This window comes from Haladaptatus pallidirubidus (genome assembly GCF_020700235.1).
Classification (GTDB): domain Archaea; phylum Halobacteriota; class Halobacteria; order Halobacteriales; family Haladaptataceae; genus Haladaptatus; species Haladaptatus pallidirubidus.
In genome coordinates this window covers 1,136,996-1,154,223 of the sequence record NZ_CP085301.1, presented here as the reverse complement: position 1 = coordinate 1,154,223, position 17,228 = coordinate 1,136,996, and the positions used below count along the sequence as shown (strand labels likewise).

The window sequence follows — 17,228 nt, the reverse complement described above, 5'->3', positions numbered from 1 at the left end:
CTCCGTAGACGGACTCATGTGTGACTCCGGATACATATCCGCAATTTCGAACGCAACTGGTCGTCCGGAACCCGCATCGAGACTCCCTGAAATCGCGTGATCACGATGTCCAACGAACAACTCAACGAAGTCGCCGACGAGTTAGAACAGTCACTGACAGAGTTCGAGAGCAAACAGCCCGCCGCGGACGAAACCGACGATAGCTCGTTCGCGGAATTTACGGAACGAGTGCAGACCGCCGTCGAACGTTTCGAAACGGTTTTCGAATCCGCGGATTCGTTCGATGAGGTGACGGCCGCGGCAGACGACCTCTGGTCGGTTCTCGACGACGGAGAGGACGTGCTCGATTCGTTCGATTCGGAAGCGTTTCTGGAAACGGTAGACGTTTCGGACCTGCCCGACGTCGTCGAACTCTCCAACGTGCCGGAGGCGGTTGAAAGCGGTGAATTTCGGAAAGCAATCGATTACAAGGCGCTGATGAAAGCCATCGATTTCCGCGAGTTCTGGAGCTCCGAGGAGATGCAAAGCTTGTGGGAGGAGGGAAAGGAGCTCTCGGACGTTTTCGGCGGTGACGATTCCGACGGTGACGAGGATTCGGGACTCGTCGAATCGACCGAGGACAAGGCCGAAATGGCGTCGGAGGTCACCGAAGGCAAACTCCAGTCCGAACTGACGGAGAACGCGGAGGAGTTCCAGGAGAAAATTGGGGAGGCTCGCGATCAACTCCAAGAGCAAATAGAACAGAGCGAGTTGGGTTCCGGCGGCGAGGGAGAATCTGCGGCCCAAAGCGTTACCGCCGGTTCGACCATGCCGGAAAACCGTCCGGATATGGAAGTCAGCACCGCGTTCTCTACGATGCAGAGTGATAGGCCGGACATCGACGTGACGATGAACTACTCCACGATGCCGAAGAGAAGGCGATCGGACGACGAGTAGTCGAAACGGAAATAGAATGCGAAGGCAGAAGGACGAACCGGCTTACACGCCGGTCGAGTAGCGAAGGATGCCAGCGACGCCGCCGAAGGCGTTCAGTAGTTGTTCGCCTTTCTCGAAGTCCGTGCTGATAAATTTCGTTTCCGTGCCGCGCTGTTCGGCGAGGGTCATCAGATACTCGATGGCGTCCTCGCGCTCCACCAGTTCGGCTTCCGACCCATCGTCGCAGGTGTATTCTGGCGTGTTCTTCCGCCGATCGATGAACTCGTACTCCTCCTTCTCGCCGCAGTCGAAGACGACGACGTCTCTGCGCAGGTCTTCGGAGAGAAGCAGGCGGTCTACCGACCCCATCATGAGATTCTTCCGCGTCGGTTCGAATCCGTAAGTTGCGAGGTTGCCTTCGTGGAGTTCCTTGAAGAACGTCTCCATCTCCTGTTTGTCCTTCATTACCTCCGCGTCGGCTAGTGTGTCAGACGCGGCGTCTACGATGTCGTAGAGGCCAGATTCGTCGGTGTAGGAGACGTCGAACTTCCCGAGAACCATATCCTGCAGTTCGTGGTGTAGGTAGCCGCCGTCCAAGAACTCGTCTTTCGTCGGCGAGGGACCGCCGACGAGGATGCCGTCCATCTCGTGTCGTTTCGGAACGAACAGGTCGTTCGCCATTCCCGCGACCTCCTGATAGAAGTTATCGATGGCTTCTAACCGGAGACGGGCGAAACGCTGGGCGGACTGCCCACCTTTTCTCTGTTTACCCGGCACGAGCGACGAGGCGGATTTGACGGGCTCGACGCGTTTACCTTTCAGCCACCCGACGTTGGCCTCGCGTCGGTCGAGGACGACCAGCCCGTACAGGCCTTTGTCGCCGAGCATCTCCTCCAGCGGTTCCGTGAGGAATTCGGAGTCACAGTGGTATCGGAACGATTCGACCGGTTCCGGCGGGTCTTCCAACGCTTTGGTGACCATGGTGGTTTGACCGCCGCCAGAGTTAATCGCCCCGCTGAAGATGACGATACCGTTGTCCGGTGGAAACGTATCGTAGTAGCGCAGTCGGTCTTTGATGGACGTGAGCGCGTCCTGAACGTTTGTCCGCGTCTGCTTTGACTTGATGTTGCTCGCTTCGCTGTGCTCCTGCGTGACGTGCGCGACCACGTCGCTGATTTGCTTGTCCGATGGAATGTAGATGGTAACGAGCTGCGTCCCAGAGCCCTCGTACTGTTTTAGGTCTTCGATGACCTTCTGGAACTCGTATCGTTTCCTATCGGACTGTCCTTCCTCCTGCTGGCTCATTACTCCCTTCTAGCCGCCCCAACTGGTAAGTAACCTTTGACCTTGCGTGCGAGTCGCTACCGATGGTTCAGCCTATTCTACCGTTTCTGACTCCTCTGGTAGTTCAGTCCACTACGTTCAATATTTCCTCGGTATCCGCAATCGTGGCGAATTCGTTTCGGAGGTGTGCGAGTGCGACCTGATGGTTCGTTTCGGCGTCTATTTCGCTTCCGTTCGGCGCGATGCGGTTGAACGTCGCGGTTGCGTCCGACACAACGATCGGCCGAAATCCGATATTTTCGGCCATTCTGGTGCTCGTCGAAACGCAGTGGTCGGTGGTCAATCCGACGACGACGAGGGTTTCGTATTCCCGTTCGCGGAGCCACGATTCGAGATTTGTGCCGATGAAGGCGCTGTTGACCTGTTTTTCGAACGTCTGCTCGTCGGCTTTCGGTTCCATCTCCGGAAGGAACGCGAATCCGTCGGTGTCCCCGCGGAGTGGTGAATCTTCCTCCTGCGAATCGTGGCGGACGTGAACGACGGGGCGGCCGGATGCCCGCCACGCGACGAGCAGTTCGTTTGCCCGACTCTCCGCATCGGGGTTGTTACGGGCTCCCCACACTGGGTCTCGAAATCCTTGCTGGAAGTCGATGGCGAGCAGAACGGCATCGGAGAGGTCGTCATCTGTCGACAGTTCGAGGCTCATGCGTCGGTGAGGAGGATACTTTTCGGGTGTTCACGACTGATTCGAATCGGACATTCGTCCGGTGCTTTTTCCGCGTCCTCCGAGAATAGATACTACGCCCATTCGCGGTCGCCTTCGACGCCCCAATCACCGGGGTTGGCATGCGGACAGACGCCGTCGTACTCTTCGAGTCGCTCCTGAATCACTTCCCGGGCGGTTTGTCCGGCGTTCGTATCTGCAGTTACGCCCTCGAACACCGAACGCGGTTGGAACGTAATTTCTAACCCGACCGGGCAGTATCGGCTTTTTCTGTCCTCGTAAAACGGTGCCCGACAGGTCGGAAACATTGGTTCGCCGCTAAAGCAGAACTCCCAGCGCTCGTTGTCCGGGTCGGTCGGAATTCCCTCCGGCCACGGCTTCGGGTCGTGGACGTGCAGAAATTGCAGGATGTGCCAGAGCGATTCGTGATAGTCTGACTCGTCTAACGACTCCTCCGGCGGTTCGAAAAACACCGTTAACGGCGCGCGCTCGCTGTAATCTTCGTACACGTCAAGATATTCGACGATGGTGTCCCCGAGCGCGAGAAGCGCGTTTTTGTCTGTCATCGAGGAACAGAAGGTGTACAAACCGTCACCCTCCCGTTCGGTTTCGATGCCAAAATAACACGGAAACGGCGCGTCGTTTCGCTCGCCGAGCAGGCCATCCCGAAAGCTCTCGTAATGTGCGACGCCCCAGTCGAGTACTACACCCGAGTCGATACGACGCTGAACCGTCGTCTGAGTCATCAACACGTCGACACCCGGTTCGTTCATACATCGCCTTACGGCCGAGTATCCCTATTTCTTTTCTCTCGACCGGTCGATACCGTTCGACGTACCATCGTCTCCGCTCCCCGACTTATTTTCGAATCGGCCAATTAGATTTTAATGTTCGAGCAGATATTTTTCGGCGGTGGTACAGAATATGAACGACGAAAATAAAGCGACGCCATTACCTGCCGCCTCTCGCCGGTCGTTCCTTCAAGCGACCGGAGTCACCGCTGGACTCGTCGGCATCGGCGCGCCCACTGCTATCGCGGACACGAACGACGAAGCTGCAACAACGACCATGACATACGAACTCCCTCCGCTCCCGTACGAGTACGACGCACTAGAACCGAGTATCGACGCGCGAATCATGGAACTACACCATGACAAACACCACCAAGGGTACGTCGATGGCGCGAACGCGGCCCTCGAATCGCTAGCCGAGATGCGCCAGTCGGGGAACTTCGACGACGTGAAGTCGGTTAAGCGCGACCTGTCGTTCAACTTGTCGGGCCACGTCAACCACTCCGTGTTCTGGCAGAACATGTCGCCGGACGGCGGTGGGGAACCCGACGGTACACTCGCCGACGCTATCGATGAGCATTTCGGCTCATTCGACGGTTTTAAGCAGGATTTCTCCGCGGCGGCGAAGAACGTCGAAGGCTCCGGATGGGGGATGCTAGTTTACGACCACGTCGCGGACAAACCAATTGTTATTCAGGCCGAAAATCACAACGACATCGGGGTTCAAGGCTCGACGCCACTCCTCGTCCTCGACGTCTGGGAACACGCGTATTACCTCCAGTACGAGAACAGCCGGGGCGAGTACGTCGATAACTTCTGGAACGTCGTGAACTGGGACGACGTAGCGGAACGGTACGAGGTGGCGCGCGAAGCGAACGTTTTCGGTGAGTGCTAATCGAAGACGCTTCCGTCTGCCATCGTCTTCGCCTGTATTTCTCGCCACGCCAACGGACTAGGTTTATATACGTGTTGTTGTTCGGTTTGACGTAACAAACATGACCGGGACAGTATACGCGGTTGCGAGCGGGAAAGGAGGTGTGGGGAAGACGACGACCGCAATCAATCTCGGCGCGATGCTCGCGTCGGCGGAACACGAGGTAATCGTCGTGGACACCGACCTCGGGATGGCGAACGTCGAGGGCTACCTCGATTTCGAGCCGACGGATTCGACGCTCCACGAGGTGCTCGCGGGTGAGACGACGGTCGAGGATTCGATTTACGAAGCGCCGGGAGACATCCACGTGCTTCCGAGTAGCACCGACATTCATGCCTTCGCACAGTCGCAGACGGCGAAGCTACAGCGTGTCGTCGCCCAACTGCGCGAAGAGTACGAGTACGTCCTGCTAGACACCGGCGCGGGCATCAGCTACGATACGATTCTTCCGCTCTCGCTCGCGGACGGCGTCCTCCTCGTCACCACGCCGGACGTTGCCGCGGTGCGCGACACCGCCAAAACTGCGGAACTCACGGCCCGCGTCGAAGGAACCGTTCGCGGTGCGGTTCTCACCCACCGGAGCAACGACATCTTGAACGCGGACGACGTGGAGGGAACGCTCGATACCGACGTTCTCACCGTGGTTCCCGACGACGAGACGGTCCCGATGGGAATCGACGCAGGTCGACCGTTGGCCGTGTTCGCACCGAACTCCCCCGCCGCGACTGCGTACCGCGAACTCGCCGACATCCTCACCGGCGAGACGGACACGCCGGAACTCTCCGGCGAACCTAACCCGACGAAATTCTCCGAATCGATGTTCGAAGACGGGGATTTGATGCAGTCTAAATCCGACCGTGCTAAATCTGAACGGAACGACCCCGACCCCGCGGAGTCCAAGCAGTCCGGTTCGCCACCAACCGCTGAGCAAGCCGATTCCGACCCAGACAGGGATTCCGCGCCCGGAACCGACCCGGTTCATGACCTCATCGACAGACGCGTCATCAAAACCGGCGACCAAACCGCCGACGGCGAGCCGACTGTCGAAGCGGTACCCGACGACGCTTCTGCGACCGCCGAGACGCCGGTGAACCCCGACGACGAACCGGAGTTCGAGAAGAGCTTTGACGAACTAAAAGAGGCTCCCGAGGACGAATTTTCGGCACCGCTCGAAGCGGAGGAATCCGAAGACGGGGCGATTCCTGATTCCGATGTGCGGGACGAAAACGAGTCCAGCACCGTTCTCTCCGACTCCGCAGAAGAACCTGAAAAATCGAGTCAACAATCGGCTGACGATGCCGATTCGATGGCGGAAGACTCCGATTCGACTGCAAACGAATCCGCACCGTCTGCGAACGGGTCTATTCCAACTGCGGGGAACGCCGACTCAAACGCTGACTTTTCGGACGAAACTCCGGAGGAATCCCCCGACTTACCGGACGGAATCGTGGAAGCGGAACCCGAAAACGAGGAAGATATCGACGCGGTTCCGTTTCAGGACGAACCTGTTCGGCCGCACCTAAACGACGAAGATGAAGCGGGTTCGGAGGCGGACGACGAGAAGAATGGTCTGTTCGGCCGAATCGGTTCTCTGTTCCGATAACGCGGACAATAACAAAGTGTCCTGCCGTGGTCTACGGATACGGAATGGCGGAAGAGGGTTCGGTTCCGTTCTGGTGGATAGTGCTGTTCGTACTGCTCACGCTCGGGTTCGGAGCGGGCGCGATACTGTTCGTCGGCGGTGATTTGTTCGGGAGCCTCCGGTTTCTCTACATCGACTCCGGCGCTTCGATGCCGATGACGTTCAGTGCGTTCGCGATGGTATGTTTCGACGCCGCCACGAGCGCGAGGCGGGCGCCGCGCAGGTCGTCGTCCGCGGTGAGAACCGGGCATTCGCGATAGAACGTGTTGAACGTCTCCGCGAACTGGCGGGTGTACGTGGCGACGGCGTGCGGTTCGAGGTCGTCTGCAGCCTCCTCGATGACGTGCGGGAAACGAGCGATGACTTCGATGAGTTCCCGCTCTTCCTCGGTGGCGAGCAATGAGGGGTCGATTTCAGTCGGAACCTCCCCACCTACCTCCTCGATAATTCCACAGGTTCGCGCGTGAACGTACTGGACGTATGGTGCGCTCTGAGCCTCGAAATTCAGTGCGCGCTCCCATTCGAATGTGATGGTTTTCGTCGGTTGTTTCGAGATGATGTCGTAGCGCACCGCGCCGATACCGACCTGTCGGGCGATGCGGTCGATATCTGCCTCGGTGAGGTCGTCGTCGCGGATGCGGGTGTCCATGCGCTTTTCGACTTCTTCACGGGCGCGCTTTTCGGCCTCGTCGAGCAGGTCGTCCATGTCGATGCCGGTTCCTTCGCGGGTGCTCATCCCGCCTTCGGGGAGATTGACCCAAGAGTAGTGGAACGCGGTCAGTTTTTCGGTGTCGTTGCCGAGAATTTCGAGCGCCTGCGCGAGTTGTTCGGCTTGCAACTTGTGGTCTTCGCCGACGACCGTCACGGCGCGGTCGTAGTTGTCCAGTTTCCACTCGTGGTGGGCCAAATCGCGGGTCGTGTAGAGGCTCGTGTCGTCGGAGCGCAGGAAGACGAGGTTCTTTTCGAAACCGAACTCGGAGAGGTCGAGTTGCCACGCGTCCTCCTCGTACACCGACTGTTCGCTCTCTTTGAGGCGCGTAACTACGTCGTCTGTGCTCCCGTCGAACATGAACCGGGTTTCCTTGACGAACTCGTCGAACTCCGCGGGAAGGCGATCTAGCGTGACGCGCATGCCCGACAGGACGGTATCGACCACTTCGCTGACGCGCTCGTAGGTCGATTCGTCGCCCTCTTCGAGTCCCTGCAAAATGGACTGAATCTCGGTTTCGGCCTCCTCCACGCCTTCGGGGTCGGCCTCTTCGAGGTAGCTGTTTCCTTTGCGGTAGTAGCGCACGAGGTCGTAGTCGGCGCGCTCGCGCTCCGGTTTTGGCAGGTCGTCCTCGTCGAAGGTTTCGTAGGCCCACGTAAACACGGCAATCTGACGGCCCGCGTCGTTGACGTAGTAGTGGCGGTCAACGTCGTTACCCGCGAAATCCAGAATTCGAGCGACGGCGTCGCCCGTAATCGGGTTGCGGGCGCGGCCGACGTGAACCGGGCCGGTCGGGTTCGCACTGGTGTGTTCGACCACGACGCTTTCGCCGGTCGATTCGAGGCGACCGTACTCTTCGTCCTGCCCCGCGGTGACTGTCTCGTCGTAGTACGCTTCGCTCGGCAGGAAGTTGACGTACGGGCCTTGCGGCGTCGTCTCTGTGATGTAGTCGAACTCGCTGGCGTCGATTTCCTCCGCGATGTCGGCCGCGATTTTCGGTGGCGGTGCACCGACCTCCCCGGCGAGTCGGAACGCCGCGCTGGATGCGAGGACGGCGTCTACACCCTCCGGGGGCGTTTCGATTCCGAGGTCGTCGGTCGGGAGGTCGAGGGACGAGAGCGTCTCGCGGAGGACGGCCTCGACTTCCTCCCTGAACGTCAGGAACATACCCGTCCGTTCCGGGGCTGCCGGTAAATGGGTTTCTGAATTTGGCGACGCTCAGGTGGTCGCCCGAACCAACCGCTCGCCGAGCGAATCGACCCAGAGAACGCTGAGTCCGACACCATAGGCCAATATAATCGCGAATCCCACGCCGACCATTAACAGCACGCCACCCGGAAGGAGCGAGGACGCGACCAGCACGCCGACGGCGACCTGTCGCCAGTAGGTTCGCATCGTTCGATACCGGACGACTCCGGAGTGATGGAACAACAGCATCGTCACCGGAACTTCAATCCAGAGGCCGACGCCGACCGTCGTGGCGAAGACCAACCAGAAGAACGCGGCGGTGCGGTATGCGATTATCATGTTCGCGCCCAGCGCGTCGGCGACCAGGTAAGAAACCACGGTCGGCGCGACGAACCGATATCCGACGAAACTTCCGGCGAGGAGTCCGAGGGCGAGGACGCCCGCCCAGACGAAAAACACGTTTCGGTTGGCGCGAGCGAGTTCCCGCGTTTCGATGGCCGGCCACGCGTAGTACAGCACGAGGGGAAGCACCGCTACGACGCCGACAAGGAGGCTGACTTTCATTTCGAACGCGAGCGCTTCGACCGGGTGCAAGAGGACGATATTCACTTCGCTCGTGGGCGTCCCCGCCGGAAGGTGAATCAGGAAATCACGCTTGATCTCGCCGATGCCGCCTTGATAGAGGTAGGTGAACACCAGCGCGACCACGGCCATGAAGACGCCGATGATGCGGAACGATTTGCTCCGTAGGCTTCCGACGACGAACCGAAGGTCGTAGTAGTAGCCGCCGATGTCGTCTTCAGTCGTCTCCTCCTCGGCGAACGCCGCGGCCATTCTGCTTGCTGTTCGTTCGACTGTACCCGATACGTCCCCGCTGCTTCCGTTTTTTCCCTCTTGGTCGTTTTGTGAATCATTCGCGACGAGGCCGTCGGACTCGGCGCGCGCCTCGAATCGGTCGAGAATCGCAGCGGCCTTTTCGGAGTCGCCCGCATCGAGCGCTCTGTCGGCTATTTCCAGCGCTTCGTGTTCCGTGAGGGTGGCGAAGGCCTCCGGTGGTGCGGCGCGAATCCCCTTTGCATCGAGATTTTGGAGATCGATTTCGGCAGGGACGCCACTCCGAGAACGACGTCCCCGTGAATTACCGCTGGCTCGTCTGACGACCTTCGCGGTACCCAGTCCGACGAAGTACAGGGCCGTCATCGGAATCGCCACGAGGGACATCGAGAACGGGTCGGGCGAACCGTTCACCATCGAACTGATGACGACGATGGCGAAAACGGCGTGTCGCCAGTACTCCCGAAACAGGTCGGGGGAGACGATGTCGGCGTACACCAATCCGCCCATAATCAGCGGGAGTTCGGCGGTTAGGCCGAGTACGAGAACCAGCAAAAAGACGAACTGCGTCCAGTCCACGATGGAGTAGGTCGGTTGGAACCCCGCGGTAACCGCGTTGCTGATGAGAAACGCGAACAGGAGCGGGAGGAAAACGTAGTAGGCATAAACGACGCCGCCAGCGAACAGGGCGATGGCCAGTGCTCCGACGAAAAAGTGCGTTCGTCGCCGTCCTGGAAACGACGCGCCGCGCCCCCTGAGCGGTTCCCGAGAGCGGTACAGAATCCAGCCGCTGGCGAACAGCAGACCAGCAAACAGCCCGATTTTCGCCTGCAAAAGAACGACATCGAACGGCGTAACCGCGACGACCACCGCTTTCGTTCCGAGCAATTGCCCTTCCAGTTCCGGCCAGATGAACAACCGGAGGGCGTAAAACGTAGCGAGAAATCCGACGACCCCTACGACGAACGCAATCCGCAGTTCAGACCGCACGCTCCTGAGTGCAGTACCCAACACTCCCTCTAATCGAAGTTTCTCTCCCCCCATTTGAACCCCTGCGTAATCGCGGTACGTAGTATCGTTCCGCTACGCTATCAACTTTCCTCGTCTACGACTCTTCGCCTCTACTGCCCCTCGGTTATCGTTTCGATTACTCGCTCCGAAAAATCCACTTCAGATAGTTCGCCGTTTTCGAGTTCCCGAAGCCACTCGGCTTTCGCCCGCCAGTTCCCCACCTGTTCGCCGTCGAGGTCGGTGACTTCTCCGCGGACGCCTCTCGGCGACTCGGTCAGGTCGCGAACCACGTTGATGACGCGGCCGACTTCCCTGTGAGGAACCGCGCCCGTGTTCCCCGCTTTAATCGACTCGTACTCGATTTCGATTCGTTCCCCGTCGGTATCGAGCGACGTAACGTAGACGCCGTGGCTCATCAATCGCGCTTCGAGTTGGTCGGGGTCGAGAGTCATGGCGGAAAGGGCGTAGCCTATGGGTAAAGGAGTTGCGTGAAGGTAGCACTTCGAACCCAATTAGCTCACGAATTTTTTACGCTTCTCGTGGACTTCTGCCGTTCGAATTTTCCCTTATTTGCGCATCACTGATATTGTTGGAAAAACAAGGATTCGATATGCGCCCTCGCCCTCCTCGGTTGCAGGCATTCAGCATCGCGCTCGGCATTGTCACCGGGACTGCTATCTCTCTCTCTCGCTTCTGTGGTTGTATTCTTCTCCACTACACTACGTCTTCGGAATCGGCTTCCTCGTCGCACTGCTTGGCTGGATAGCCGCTGAACAGGTTCCAGACCGACTCGATTGGACAGTCGTTTCCCGCTTCCACTGGTTGCTCACGCTCGCTGGCATTCTCCCTTTTGTCGGTATTTTCGGAGCAACGGTTCTCGCTGAGTACACTCCCTCGGATGAAATCGTTATGTATTCAGTTATCTTCGCGCTCGTTGCCATCGTCGGGACTGCTTGTGGTTCCCGGCGGAGCGCGAAGATTCAGCACCGAACACAGACGATTCACGCCGCAGTCAGTGCCACCAAGTTACGCCGGTATTACATCCCACTCACGCTTGTTCCCAGTGTCGTTGGGATTGGTTTGGTTCACCTCGCACTCAGTGGGGGCCTTTCCGACGGAACGTTCGTCGGCCAAATCATCGGTACATTCATCGGGATGACGATTGGGTACTCGGTGTTCGACGACAGAACGGTCACACTTACGATACTCGACGATAGCTTTCTCGTCGGCACGGATGGAATAGTCGCTGACAGTGCCGTACCGTGGCGGCGAGTCCGTGATGTCAGCGTCGAGGGTAACACCCTGCGAGTCGCACGTAGCTTGCCGTGGCCGATGGTGTACGAAGTGAACCTCTCGGAGGTTCCGAACCGTGATTCTGTTCTCGAAGCGTTTCGTCCCGGATTGCGGTGACGGTTCACTCCCAGACCCCTACATCTTTTGACGCCACGACGCTTAGGCCGCCCCAATGAGCGAGTCCGACGGGCCGAAACAGGTAGACAACCCGAACTACCACAGCGAGAACCACACCGCCGCCCAAACCTGCGGGTGGACGGCCAACGCCCTGCGCGGCGAGGGAAAATGCTACAAAAACATCTGGTACGGAATCGAGTCCCATCGCTGTATCCAGATGACGCCGGTGGTGAAATGCAACGAGCGCTGCGTCTTCTGCTGGCGCGACCATCGCGGGCATTCCTACGAACTCGGTGACGTGGAGTGGGACGACCCCGAGGCAGTCGTCGACGCGAGCATTCGTCTCCAGCGAAAACTCCTGTCGGGATTCGGCGGCAACGACGAAGTTCCCCGCGAAATCTTCGAGGAGTCGATGGAACCGCGCCACGTCGCAATCAGTCTCGACGGGGAACCGACGCTGTATCCCTACCTGCCGGAACTCATCGAGGCGTTCCACGACCGGGACATCACCACGTTCCTCGTGAGCAACGGAACGAACCCGGAGATGTTGGCGGAGTGTGACCCGACGCAACTCTACGTCAGCGTGGACGCACCGGATCGAGCCACTTTCGACCGCGTAGTTCGTGCGGTGGACGACGACGCGTGGGAGAACCTCATCGATACGATGGACGTACTCGCGGAAAAAGACGACACTCGAACCGTCCTCCGAACCACGCTCGTCGGCGGCGAGAACGTGGAAAATCCGGATTGGTACGCCGCGTTTTACGAGCGCGCCGACCCGGACTTCGTGGAACTCAAAGCCTACATGCACGTCGGCCACTCCCGCGGCCGTCTCGACCGCGATGCGATGTTAGACCACGAGGAGGTCGTAGCGTTCTCCGAGAAAGTGCGGGAACACATGCCGAAACACGGCGTACTGAAGGAAGTGCCCGCTTCGCGGGTCGCGCTGCTCTCGAAGACCGACAATACGTGGGTTCCGAAATTGAAGAAAAACAGCGAGTTTTGGGCGCGAGATTCGGTGAATGGTGAGTGGAAAAAGACTAACTGACTGTATCTAACTCAGTACGGCGCGTAGAACACCCAATCCTCCGCAGGTACCGTTACATCGACCCACCCGTTTCCGTCGGTCGTGATGTCGCCGCCCGTCCCGCTGTAATCTTTGAGCGTCGTATTCGTCCACGAGGTGTACACCGACTGCGTGCGTGAACTGCCGCCGTTGTTGATGCCGACGAGAAGGTTGTTGTATCGCTCGTAGACGCCGAGGTCACCGTCTGTGTGCCGCCAGTAAGTTTCTCCCCCTGCGAGGTTTTTCTTCACCCAGACCATGTTGTTGACCTCACCGTCGTCCAAGATGGCGTTCGGGTAGAGGTTGTAAATCATCGGGGTACCCTCAGTGGTGAGGACAAAGGCGTGCGCGAGGTGGTACTGGGACGGCGCACCTTCGTCGTGATTCTGAACGAATGGACGTGCGTGCCACGGGTCTTGGGCCACGACACCTGCGCCTTGAAGTCGCCTCACGTCGCCGCCGGAAAACACGTCCTTGAGGACGTAGTACAGGGGATAGTCGAAGACGTCCATTCCGGCGTCGATGTAGCCTTGGACGTAATCGACGCTTCCGTCGAACACTTCGCCGACGCGTTTCATGCCGAGTTCGTCGGCTTTGGGGTTCGCGTAGTCGCGCCAGAACTTTTCTTCGACGTGTTTGACCGCGTCGTATCGGTAGCCGTCCGCGCCGAAGGAGGCGACTTTCTCCATGTAGTTCATCAACTCTCCGCGGACGTAATCGGAAGTTGATGATTCGTACTGTGCAAGGTCGGGGAGGCCGAGGAGTTCGCCGTGTTCAACCTGATGGTCGTCGTTCCAGTCGTCGATAGAACCAACGTCGTGGTGGAAATCGTCGTAGGAGAATCGCGGGAAATCGTAGTCGTAGCCGACCGCCATGTGGTTCATCACGCAATCGACGTACACCTCCAACCCTTGGTCGTGCGCTTCGTCGATGAGCGCTTGTAAGTCGGCTTCCGTCCCGAACTCGCTGTCGAACGTCGTGAAATCCACCGGTTGATAGCCGAGCGGCGGGTCGTTGCGTCCGCTCTGATCTTCCCACGTCAGGCCGCTTTTTTGAGGTGCCTGTATCCAAATCGCGTCGTAGCCTCGGTCGGCGACTTTCGGGAGGTTGTTCGTGATGGTCGGCCAGGTCTCGTGAAAGTACTGGAAATGAACCGGTTCGCCCGCGGCTTCCGCTTGCTTTGAAAATCTGGACAAACCGGCGCCGAGTCCCACGACGGAGAGTCCGCCGACGAATACACGCCGCGTCAGGTCTGTACATCGTGAGTCGATCGTATCGGATTTCTCTGCACTGTCACGGCTTGTTCCTCGTTGTTTCCGGACGCCGTCGCAACGTTGTGTGTTATTCTCCATCATACATCTATGATGTACTATCACTACACACATTAATCTAGTTCTCAAAAAATCAAATTTCGAATTACGATGGATAAAATATGGTGTACAGGGTGTCGCGGACGTTCACTCCCCACCGAAACCAGCAAATTTAGATGTGATGGCGGGTTAGGTGCTATCCCGCTGCGGATATTACGCTATCTTCTATCTCATTTCTGCTACGCGTACCATTTCCGGTATGCTTAAACGACCGAAGCACTGACTGCTGAGTATGCCAGCGACATCGCTCGTGGTCGGATACGACGAACTCGCCGCGCTCAAACTGCTCGCTCTCGACGGGGCGCTCGAAAGCGAGGTCAAAGTGTCGTGTGCCGATCTCGCAAACCGCCTCGATGCCTCCAATCAGACGGCGTCACGCCGCCTCCAACGACTCGATGATGCGGGTCTCGTCACCCGCGAGATAGTCAGTAACGGTCAGTGGATCGCCATCACCGACGACGGCGCGTGGGAACTCAAACGCGAATACGAGGATTATCGACGAATCTTCGAAAACCTCTCTGGCGTTGACCTCTCGGGTACGGTTACGGGCGGAATGGGCGAGGGTCGCCACTACATCTCGCTGCCGGGCTATATGGCACAGTTCACGGAGCGATTGGGGTACGAACCGTTCCCCGGGACGCTGAACATCGAATTGACCGCCGAAAGCGTCCGCGCCCGCTCCGCGATGGAAGCGCTCGAACCGATTCCGATCGACGGCTGGGAAGATGGCGACCGAACGTACGGTCCTGCTGTTTGCTATCCTGCCACCGTGGAAACGGCGGACGGTGACTCCTACGAACAAGCTCACGTCATCGCGCCCGAACGAACCCACCACGACGAAGACCAAGTCGAACTCATCGCTCCCGCGAAACTCCGTGACGAACTCGGACTGGACGACGACGACCACGTCACAGTTCACGTCGAGGAGGCACCATGAGTCAAACGACTTCCGCGACGGTTGCGAAAGCAACCGAAGCGTTTCAGAAAGGTTCACCCCTACTCGTCCACGACGCCGAAGACCGTGAGGGCGAAACCGACCTCATCTACCCCGCGCAAGCAGTCACTCCGGAAGCCGTTTCTCGACTTCGTAACGACGCAGGCGGCCTGATTTGCGTCGCACTTTCCCACGACGTCGCGCAAGCGTTCGGCCTCGCGTACATGGACGAGATAATCGACCACCCCGCGAGCGAGGGGCACGAACTCGGTTACGACTCCCGGTCATCGTTCTCGCTGACGGTGAACCACCGTGACACGTACACCGGAATCACCGACGACGACCGCGCGCTGACGATCACCGAGCTGGCACACGCGGCGAGTCTGGCGGACGAACTCGACTTCGCCGACGAGTTCCGCGCGCCTGGACACGTTCACCTCCTGCGGGCCGCTCCCGGATTGCTTTCCGAACGACAGGGCCACACCGAACTCGGCGTCGCGCTGGCGAACGCCGCGGAACTACCCCCCGCCGTCGTCGTCTGCGAAATGCTGGACGACCAAACGGGTGGTGCGCTCTCACCCGACAACGCACGAGCATACGCAGAGCGCCACGACTTTCCGTATCTCGAAGGCGCACAGATTATCGAGACGCTGGGTTGAGTCGTCTTATCCCGTTCCGACGGGAGCGCAACCTGTTATAGCTGTAACGAAATTTCTGGTGTTCGATTGCGGTAATGACCGAATACGTATCGCAATTATGAAAAATGTTCATGATACTTCAAACCCATATTACATGTATGGACTTCAAACTCAGAGCAGTCGTGTACGGAATCGTTGCAACCATCATCGTCGCCCTGTTCAGCGGGGCCGCCATCCCGTTTACCGACATGACGCTCCCCATCGTCGGTGCGGGATTGACCGGCATTATCGGTGGTGTCGTGGCCGGCTACGTCGCCGGGAGCAGACTCGGTGACGGCGCGCTCAACGGCGGTGTGGCGACTGCCGCAGGGGCAATCGTGGCGCTCCTCTTGCTAACCTTCGCGGGACTGATGGCCGGACCGATTCCGGCCATGGGACTGTTCGCCTTCGGCGTGCTATTCGTCGTCGTCGCCGCAATCCCCGGCATCATCGGTGGTGCGGTGGGTTCGTGGCTAAAGGGCCGCTCTACTGGTCGCGCTACTGGGCGGCCTGCGGGTCGCTGAACCGATTTTTACCGTCCCGATTTTTCGAACCGATTTGCGCCCATTCCGTTTTCGTGTCGTGAGTGTGATGCTACGGGCGTCCGCCACGCATCGCAGGTTCGTATGTGAGGGCCGTAACCTGTTCTTCGGATTATTTCTTTCCGAGTAATTCTGACCAATCGTCCGGGGACAATCGCCAAAACTGATTACCTTGGCCTTCATTGGGGAGACCGTATGAGCTTTGACGAGATGGATGTGGATACGATCTGGATGAACGGCGAGTTCGTCGATTGGGACGACGCGAAAGTCCACGTCCTCACGCATGGACTACATTACGGAACCGGCGTCTTTGAAGGTGTGCGGTGCTACGACACGGAAAACGGCCCTGCAATCTTCCGCTGGGAAGAACACCTCCAGCGCCTCTACGACTCGTGTAAACCCTACGATATGGAAATCGAGTACGAACCGGAAGAACTCACCGAGGCTACCCTCGAACTCATCGACCGACAAGACCTTCATTCGTGCTACATCCGACCTATCGCCTACTACGGCTACGACAGCCTCGGCGTCAGTCCCGGCGATTGCCCGACCGACGTGACCATCGCCGCGTGGCCGTGGGGCGCGTACCTCGGCGACGAGGCCCTCGAAAATGGCGTGAAGGTGATGGTTTCTTCGTGGCGCAAACACTCCTCCAGCCAGATTCCGACGAACGCCAAGACGACCGGCCTGTACGTTAACAGCCTCCTCGCCGGTGAGGAAGCCCGACGGAACGGCTTCGTCGAAGCAATCGTCTTGAACAAGGAAGGTAACGTCGCGGAAGGCCCCGGCGAGAACATCTTCCTCGTGCGCGACGACGAGATTTACACGCCCGGTCTCTCTCAGAGTATCCTCGACGGTATCACCCGCGACAGTGTCATCACAGTGGCGCGCGAGATGGGCTACACCGTCAACGACGACGCCACCATCAGTCGCGGCGAACTCAACACCGCCGACGAACTGTTCTTCACCGGCAGTGCGGCGGAAGTCACTCCCATTCGGCAAGTTGACAACGTCGAAATCGGCAACGGAAGCCGCGGCCCCGTGACCGAAGAGATTCAGTCGAAATTCTTCGACCTAGTCAACCGGCGCATCGACGACCACGAAGAGTGGTTCACGTACATCTAAGAACCCCCTTTTTGCGGCGGCGGGCGTCCTCGCTCACGAGACGCGAAGCGTCGCCGTTCGCTGTTTTATCTT

General features: G+C 58.7%; 15 protein-coding genes and 1 pseudogene. 9 read left to right on the top strand and 7 right to left on the bottom strand.

Translation table 11 applies throughout. The features are described from left to right. Positions 1 to 105: 105 nt before the first annotated feature. A complete protein-coding gene (locus tag LIX15_RS06470) occupies positions 106 to 936 on the top strand; it encodes a hypothetical protein (RefSeq protein ID WP_227776672.1) in 831 nt (276 codons plus the stop codon). A gap of 42 nt (positions 937 to 978) precedes the next feature. On the opposite strand, the gene prf1 is transcribed toward LIX15_RS06470, so the two are convergent. The 3 genes and pseudogenes from prf1 to LIX15_RS06455 all read right to left on the bottom strand — a co-directional run bounded on the left by prf1 (position 979) and on the right by LIX15_RS06455 (position 3,696). Further along, a complete protein-coding gene (gene prf1, locus LIX15_RS06465; RefSeq protein WP_227776671.1) occupies positions 979 to 2,220 on the bottom strand; it encodes a peptide chain release factor aRF-1 in 1,242 nt (413 codons plus the stop codon). A 103-nt stretch (positions 2,221 to 2,323) separates the two neighbouring features. After that, positions 2,324 to 2,905 (bottom strand): cysteine hydrolase family protein, encoded by a 582-nt coding sequence (locus LIX15_RS06460; protein ID WP_227776670.1) that lies wholly within the window; start codon positions 2,903 to 2,905, stop codon positions 2,324 to 2,326. Next, positions 2,902 to 3,696 (bottom strand): annotated as a pseudogene (locus LIX15_RS06455) (YqcI/YcgG family protein). Before LIX15_RS06455 ends, LIX15_RS06460 begins: the two are co-directional and overlap by 4 nt. 151 nt (positions 3,697 to 3,847) lie before the next feature. Between LIX15_RS06455 and LIX15_RS06450 the strand changes: the two are divergent. Further along, positions 3,848 to 4,609 (top strand): Fe-Mn family superoxide dismutase, encoded by a 762-nt coding sequence (locus LIX15_RS06450; protein WP_227776669.1) that lies wholly within the window; start codon positions 3,848 to 3,850, stop codon positions 4,607 to 4,609. A gap of 100 nt (positions 4,610 to 4,709) precedes the next feature. Beyond that, positions 4,710 to 6,251: a cell division ATPase MinD gene (gene minD / locus LIX15_RS06445; RefSeq protein WP_227776668.1), complete on the top strand. Its 1,542-nt coding sequence runs from the start codon at positions 4,710 to 4,712 to the stop codon at positions 6,249 to 6,251. A gap of 166 nt (positions 6,252 to 6,417) precedes the next feature. Here minD and argS read toward each other — a convergent pair whose 3' ends face one another. The 3 genes from argS to LIX15_RS06430 all read right to left on the bottom strand — a co-directional run bounded on the left by argS (position 6,418) and on the right by LIX15_RS06430 (position 10,484). Next, positions 6,418 to 8,166, bottom strand: coding sequence for an arginine--tRNA ligase (gene argS, locus LIX15_RS06440; protein ID WP_227776667.1), 1,749 nt, complete (start codon positions 8,164 to 8,166; stop codon positions 6,418 to 6,420). Positions 8,167 to 8,217: 51 nt separating this feature from the next. Continuing rightward, a complete protein-coding gene (locus tag LIX15_RS06435) occupies positions 8,218 to 10,065 on the bottom strand; it encodes a twin-arginine translocase subunit TatC (protein WP_227776666.1) in 1,848 nt (615 codons plus the stop codon). Between the two features lie 77 nt (positions 10,066 to 10,142). Beyond that, entirely contained in the window at positions 10,143 to 10,484 is a 342-nt protein-coding gene (locus tag LIX15_RS06430) for a DUF8159 domain-containing protein (RefSeq protein WP_227776665.1), read from the bottom strand. A gap of 247 nt (positions 10,485 to 10,731) precedes the next feature. On the opposite strand from LIX15_RS06430, the gene LIX15_RS06425 reads away from it, so the two are divergent. Together LIX15_RS06425 and twy1 are read left to right on the top strand one after the other, a co-directional pair. Continuing rightward, positions 10,732 to 11,442 carry a hypothetical protein gene (locus LIX15_RS06425; RefSeq protein WP_227776664.1) on the top strand — a complete coding sequence of 237 codons (711 nt, stop codon included), beginning with the start codon at positions 10,732 to 10,734 and terminating at the stop codon, positions 11,440 to 11,442. A 55-nt stretch (positions 11,443 to 11,497) separates the two neighbouring features. Beyond that, positions 11,498 to 12,490, top strand: coding sequence for a 4-demethylwyosine synthase TYW1 (gene twy1, locus LIX15_RS06420; protein WP_227776663.1), 993 nt, complete (start codon positions 11,498 to 11,500; stop codon positions 12,488 to 12,490). 11 nt (positions 12,491 to 12,501) lie between these two features. Here twy1 and LIX15_RS06415 read toward each other — a convergent pair whose 3' ends face one another. After that, positions 12,502 to 13,863, bottom strand: coding sequence for an alpha-amylase domain-containing protein (locus LIX15_RS06415; protein ID WP_227776662.1), 1,362 nt, complete (start codon positions 13,861 to 13,863; stop codon positions 12,502 to 12,504). A gap of 241 nt (positions 13,864 to 14,104) precedes the next feature. Here LIX15_RS06415 and LIX15_RS06410 point away from each other — a divergent pair, with 241 nt between their 5' ends. From LIX15_RS06410 to LIX15_RS06395, 4 genes are all read left to right on the top strand, one after another. Then, positions 14,105 to 14,815 (top strand): DUF120 domain-containing protein, encoded by a 711-nt coding sequence (locus LIX15_RS06410; RefSeq protein WP_345410715.1) that lies wholly within the window; start codon positions 14,105 to 14,107, stop codon positions 14,813 to 14,815. Continuing rightward, the gene (gene ribB / locus LIX15_RS06405) at positions 14,812 to 15,471 is read left to right on the top strand and encodes a 3,4-dihydroxy-2-butanone-4-phosphate synthase (protein ID WP_227776660.1); all 660 of its coding nucleotides are present in this window, start codon (positions 14,812 to 14,814) and stop codon (positions 15,469 to 15,471) included. Before LIX15_RS06410 ends, ribB begins: the two co-directional genes overlap by 4 nt. Positions 15,472 to 15,608: 137 nt before the next feature. Continuing rightward, a complete protein-coding gene (locus LIX15_RS06400) occupies positions 15,609 to 16,013 on the top strand; it encodes a DUF5518 domain-containing protein (protein WP_227776659.1) in 405 nt (134 codons plus the stop codon). 213 nt (positions 16,014 to 16,226) lie between these two features. After that, positions 16,227 to 17,156: a branched-chain amino acid transaminase gene (locus tag LIX15_RS06395; RefSeq protein ID WP_227776658.1), complete on the top strand. Its 930-nt coding sequence runs from the start codon at positions 16,227 to 16,229 to the stop codon at positions 17,154 to 17,156. Positions 17,157 to 17,228 lie beyond the last annotated feature (72 nt).

Excerpts from the sequence above, each read along its gene's own strand:
- twy1 (WP_227776663.1), top strand. The coding sequence starts at position 11,498 with ATGAGCGAGTCCGACGGGCCGAAACAGGTAGACAACCCGAACTACCAC.
- LIX15_RS06430 (WP_227776665.1), bottom strand. The coding sequence starts at position 10,484 with ATGACTCTCGACCCCGACCAACTCGAAGCGCGATTGATGAGCCACGGC.
- LIX15_RS06395 (WP_227776658.1), top strand. The coding sequence starts at position 16,227 with ATGAGCTTTGACGAGATGGATGTGGATACGATCTGGATGAACGGCGAG.
- LIX15_RS06450 (WP_227776669.1), top strand. The coding sequence starts at position 3,848 with ATGAACGACGAAAATAAAGCGACGCCATTACCTGCCGCCTCTCGCCGG.
- argS (WP_227776667.1), bottom strand. The coding sequence starts at position 8,166 with ATGTTCCTGACGTTCAGGGAGGAAGTCGAGGCCGTCCTCCGCGAGACG.
- LIX15_RS06435 (WP_227776666.1), bottom strand. The coding sequence starts at position 10,065 with ATGGGGGGAGAGAAACTTCGATTAGAGGGAGTGTTGGGTACTGCACTC.
- LIX15_RS06460 (WP_227776670.1), bottom strand. The coding sequence starts at position 2,905 with ATGAGCCTCGAACTGTCGACAGATGACGACCTCTCCGATGCCGTTCTG.
- minD (WP_227776668.1), top strand. The coding sequence starts at position 4,710 with ATGACCGGGACAGTATACGCGGTTGCGAGCGGGAAAGGAGGTGTGGGG.
- prf1 (WP_227776671.1), bottom strand. The coding sequence starts at position 2,220 with ATGAGCCAGCAGGAGGAAGGACAGTCCGATAGGAAACGATACGAGTTC.
- LIX15_RS06400 (WP_227776659.1), top strand. The coding sequence starts at position 15,609 with ATGGACTTCAAACTCAGAGCAGTCGTGTACGGAATCGTTGCAACCATC.
- LIX15_RS06470 (WP_227776672.1), top strand. The coding sequence starts at position 106 with ATGTCCAACGAACAACTCAACGAAGTCGCCGACGAGTTAGAACAGTCA.
- LIX15_RS06415 (WP_227776662.1), bottom strand. The coding sequence starts at position 13,863 with ATGATGGAGAATAACACACAACGTTGCGACGGCGTCCGGAAACAACGA.
- ribB (WP_227776660.1), top strand. The coding sequence starts at position 14,812 with ATGAGTCAAACGACTTCCGCGACGGTTGCGAAAGCAACCGAAGCGTTT.